This window comes from uncultured Nevskia sp., assembly GCF_903885465.1.
In the GTDB taxonomy this organism is placed as follows: Bacteria; Pseudomonadota; Gammaproteobacteria; order Nevskiales; family Nevskiaceae; genus Nevskia.
Genome location: NZ_CAISIQ010000375.1, coordinates 1 through 4,113 on the forward strand (window position 1 = coordinate 1; position 4,113 = coordinate 4,113).

Below are 4,113 nucleotides of genomic sequence, written 5' to 3' on the forward strand. Positions count from 1 at the left end.
CGTGATCGGCACCGGCGCCAGCGCCACGCAGTTCATTCCGCATGTCGCGCGTATCGCCGCGCAGCTCGACATCCACGTCCGCACTGTTCCCTGGCTGCTGCCGACACCGCATCTGCACGCGCAGACCGAGGACGGCCTGCGCTGGCTGATGGCGAACCTGCCGAACTACATCCAGTGGCATCGCCTGTTCACGTTCACGCCGCAGCTGATCGGCTTTCTCGACTCCGCGACCGTCGACCCGGGCTATCCACCGACCGAGACCGCGATCTCCGCCGCCAACGATGCCGTGCGCCAGGCGCTGACCGGCTGGGCCGAGTTCCAGATCGCCGACCGTCCAGAGCTAAGGCCCTTGCTGGTGCCGAACGTGCCGCCGGGCTCCAAGCGCCTCCCACGCGACAACGGCACCTGGGTCGCCACCCTGAAGCGCGACAACGTCAAGGCGATCACCACGCGCATCGAGCGGATTACGCCGAAGGGCATCAGGACCGTCGATGGCATCGAGCACGAGTACGACGTGCTGATCTACGGCACCGGCTTCAAGGCCTCCGAGTTCCTGATGCCGATGCGGGTGATCGGCCGCGACGGTCATGACCTGCACGCGGTCTGGAATGGCGACGCACGCGCCTATCTGGGCGCGACGATCAGCGGCTTTCCGAACCTGTTCTGTCTCTACGGTCCGAACACCAATCTGGTGCTGCACGGCGCCAGCATCATCTACATCTCCGAATGCGCGGCGAACTACGTGCTCGAAGGTGTGCGGCTGCTGCTGGAGAAGAACCTCAAGGCGATCGACGTGAAGCCGGAGATCTACGCGCAATACAACCAGCGCATCGACGAGGCCAACGCGCTGCGCGCCTGGGGCTATTCGAAGGTCAGCAGCTGGTACAAGAACGCCAAGGGCAGAGTCACCCAGAACTGGCCGTTCACCGCGCTGGAGCTGTGGCGGCGCACGCGAGCCATCGAGCCACAGGACTACATACTGAGTTGAGAACCGCCATGCACGAACCTGTCCTTGCGACCCTGACCACCGCCGGCATCGAAGCCCACATCCGCGCCTACTTCGACGCCTGCAACAGCGGCGATGCCGAACGGATCGCCGCCTACTTCGAGCCGGACGGCGTGCACTATTTTCCGCCCGGCATGTACGAAGGCCCGTTTCGCGGTGCGCTGACCATCGGCAAACGCTGGCAGGCGGCAGTCGAAACCTTGGGTTCGTACTGGACCGTCGATCACGTGATCGTCGATCCCGCGACACGCCGAGCCGCGATCGAGTGGTCGCACTTCAAGCGCCGCAAGAACGTGCTGCTGCGCGGCGATGAGTGGTACCGCTACAGCGAACGCGGCCTGATCCAGGACATCCGCGCCTATTACGCGAGCCCGCAGGATGCATCGCTCGAACGGCTCGAACTCGGCGGCTGGGATTACGCCGGGCTGGGCTATCCGCTGACGGCGCCGCCGGAAGCCTGAGCTACCACTTGATGAACGGCGGGGCGCTTAGCGGATGCAGCTTGAACCAGCCGCCGGCCAGGCTCATCAGCTTCTTGTGGAAACCTTCGTTCGGCAGCAGCGTCCTGACCTCCTTGACGAACGCGCCCGGCAGGCCGAAGCGGACCAGGCCCAGCGACACGTCGACCAGATCGGCCTTGCGGAACACTTCGGCGAGCGGATAGCGCGTATCCGTGTAGGCGCGCAGCTTGTGGTGTTCGTCGATCAGGCGATCGACCAGCGGAATCCAGTCGGTCTTGCCGTGCGCGCTGAGGTAGTCCCGAGCGCGGACCTCGGACGGCGGCAGGTAGTCGATGGTGCCGTCGGACCAGATGCCGAGATCGTGGAACGCAGCGGCGATGATCAGCTGCTCGCGCTCCCCGGCGGTGCAGCCGGGCTGCAGCGCGAAGCAGAAGTTGAGCATCCGGGTGCAGTGATTGCGGTAGGGCAGCAAGTCCGGCCCGAGCTGTTCGGTCCACTGGCCAAGAATCTCGTCGAGCAACGGGAAGTTCGGTTCAACGGTCATGGCTATGCGTCCGGGCAGTGGCTAGCGGCGATTATCGAGACTGCAGCCTCGCCGCCGTCAGTGGCCCGAACGACAAAAGCCGATAGCATCGGGCCATGACTGCCATCACCCGTTCCCGACCGATGCCGATCGTGGTCGTCGTCGCCTTCGATCGCATCAGCCCCTTCCATCTGGCCGTGCCCTGCGCCGTGTTCGGCGAGGAGCATCCGGGCCTGACTCGCTTCGAGTTCAAGGTCTGCGCCTCGGAGCCCGGGCCGCTGCGGACCACGGCCGGCTTCTCCTTGAGCGTCGATCACGGTCTGGAAGCGCTGGATGACGCCGGCCTGATCATCGTGCCCAGCTGGCGTGATCCGGCCGAGCGACCGCCGCAGGCGCTGCTCGACGCGCTGCAGGCTGCCCATGCCCGCGGTGCGCGGATCGTCGGCCTCTGCCTCGGCGCCTGCGTGCTCGCCGATGCCGGCCTGCTCGCCGGCCGCCGGGCGACCACGCACTGGGGTTACGCCGCCGAGCTGGCGCGCCAGCATCCGGACATCGACGTCGATGCCGACGTGCTCTATCTCGACGATGGCCTGATCACCACCACGGCCGGCACCGCCGCCGGACTCGACTGCTGCCTGCATCTGCTGCGCGGCCTCTGCGGCAGCGAGATCGCCAACAAGGTCGCGCGCCGGCTGGTGGTGCCGCCGCACCGTCAGGGCGGGCAGGCGCAGTTCATCGAGCAACCTCTGCCAACAACGGGCGCCGATACTCGGCTCGATGCGCTGATCAACTGGCTGCACGGCCATCTGCACCAGCCCCACGATCTCGATTCCCTGAGCGCACGCGCGCTGATGAGCCGCCGCACCTTCACGCGCCGCTTCCGCGAACGCACCGGCATGACTTTGATCGACTGGCTGACGGCCGAGCGCCTGGGCTTAAGCCAGCGTCTGCTGGAAACCACCGAGCACCCGGTCGAGCAGATCGCGGTACTCGCCGGCTTCGGCTCGGCGGTATCGCTGCGCCAGCATTTCCGGCGTGCGCTGGGCGTGTCGCCGGGAGCCTGGCGGGCCAGTTTCAGCGGTAGCTGATCGGGGACGCGATCAGCAGATCGATGCGCGAGCCGCCACTTCGGCCGCCCTCACGACGCTGGCCGGGGTGCCGCCGATCGCCCAGTCTTCCGGCGGAATCGGCCAGCAACCACCGCGCACCTGGCCGCGCGTGGCTCCGAGGCAATCGACGAGCAAATCGGTGAAGCCCGTCAGCAGCGCATGGCGTTCGGCGAGCGAGCGGCCTTCGAGCACCAGGAAGTGGAAGTAGGGCGCATCCGGCGCGCCTTCACTGACCAGTTCACCGGCAACTGCGACCAGCCGCTGCGGATAGAACTGCAGGTAGGCGCGCACGCGGTCCATCGGGCAGCGCAGCACCTGCGCATACAGCTGGCTGGATTCGACCAGCAGCCGGCGCTGCTGCGCTTCGCTGTAGCGGCCTTCGGCGAGATGGAAATGGATGATCGGCATCGTCGTGCTCGGTTGCGAGATTTACGGCAAGCCTTTACGGCGGCCGGCGTCCATGAACAAGGTGCCGCCGGCCAGGGCATCGGCCTCCGGCGCCAGCAGCAGTTCGATCGCCCAGGCGATCTGCTCGACAGTGGTGAAGGCGCCGATCGCCGATTCCTGGCGCATCTCGTCGAGTACCGCATCGGCACTGATGCCGTCGCGTTCGCCGCGGGACGTGGCGACCCGGCGCAAGCGGTCGGTATCCGCCGGGCCCGGCGCCACTAGATGCGCGGTCACGCCGCGCGATCCATAAGCCCAGGAATACTGGCGGACGACATTGGCGAGCGCGGCGTTGGCGACGCCGGCCGTGGCGGCATAAGCGGTGGGCTCGAAGCCGTAATGGCCGCCGATCGCGACGATGCGCGAGCCGCGTTGTAGTTGGCTGTCCGCCGCGCGCACCAGCCGCAGCAGGCCGCCGACCTTGATGTTGACGGCATCGACGACGGCCGCCGTCGGCGCGCTCATCACACCGCCGGCAGTGGCCACGCCGGGGCCATGCACGAGCATCCGCACCGGGCCGTCGATCATCGCTGCAATGGCAGCGATAGAAGTATCCGACGCGATGTC

6 protein-coding genes are annotated in these 4,113 nt (G+C 67.0%); 3 read left to right on the plus strand and 3 right to left on the minus strand.

Annotated elements, in window-relative coordinates; all coding sequences use genetic code 11:
• Together QZY06_RS14695 and QZY06_RS14700 are read left to right on the plus strand one after the other, a co-directional pair.
• Window positions 1–988, plus strand: a 988-nt coding sequence (locus tag QZY06_RS14695; protein WP_367275652.1) for a flavin-containing monooxygenase, incomplete at its 5' end; no start/stop codon positions are given.
• 8 nt (window positions 989–996) lie between these two features.
• Window positions 997–1,467 carry a nuclear transport factor 2 family protein gene (locus QZY06_RS14700; RefSeq protein ID WP_295685826.1) on the plus strand — a complete coding sequence of 157 codons (471 nt, stop codon included), beginning with the start codon at window positions 997–999 and terminating at the stop codon, window positions 1,465–1,467.
• 1 nt (window position 1,468) lies between these two features.
• On the opposite strand, the gene QZY06_RS14705 is transcribed toward QZY06_RS14700, so the two are convergent.
• On the minus strand, window positions 1,469–2,011 hold the full coding sequence (locus QZY06_RS14705; protein ID WP_295685827.1) for a hypothetical protein: 543 nt from the start codon (window positions 2,009–2,011) through the stop codon (window positions 1,469–1,471).
• 95 nt (window positions 2,012–2,106) lie between these two features.
• Here QZY06_RS14705 and QZY06_RS14710 point away from each other — a divergent pair, with 95 nt between their 5' ends.
• A complete protein-coding gene (locus QZY06_RS14710) occupies window positions 2,107–3,078 on the plus strand; it encodes a helix-turn-helix domain-containing protein (protein ID WP_295685828.1) in 972 nt (323 codons plus the stop codon).
• 12 nt (window positions 3,079–3,090) lie between these two features.
• Here the strand turns inward: QZY06_RS14710 and QZY06_RS14715 are convergent, their stop codons facing one another.
• On the minus strand, window positions 3,091–3,507 hold the full coding sequence (locus QZY06_RS14715; RefSeq protein WP_295685829.1) for a 4-oxalocrotonate tautomerase: 417 nt from the start codon (window positions 3,505–3,507) through the stop codon (window positions 3,091–3,093).
• A 21-nt stretch (window positions 3,508–3,528) separates the two neighbouring features.
• On the minus strand, window positions 3,529–4,113 hold a 585-nt coding region (locus QZY06_RS14720), incomplete at its 5' end, for an SDR family oxidoreductase (RefSeq protein WP_295685830.1).

Coding starts and splice junctions, on each gene's coding strand:
- QZY06_RS14715 (WP_295685829.1), bottom strand. CDS start 3,507: ATGCCGATCATCCATTTCCATCTCGCCGAAGGCCGCTACAGCGAAGCG.
- QZY06_RS14705 (WP_295685827.1), bottom strand. CDS start 2,011: ATGACCGTTGAACCGAACTTCCCGTTGCTCGACGAGATTCTTGGCCAG.
- QZY06_RS14700 (WP_295685826.1), top strand. CDS start 997: ATGCACGAACCTGTCCTTGCGACCCTGACCACCGCCGGCATCGAAGCC.
- QZY06_RS14710 (WP_295685828.1), top strand. CDS start 2,107: ATGACTGCCATCACCCGTTCCCGACCGATGCCGATCGTGGTCGTCGTC.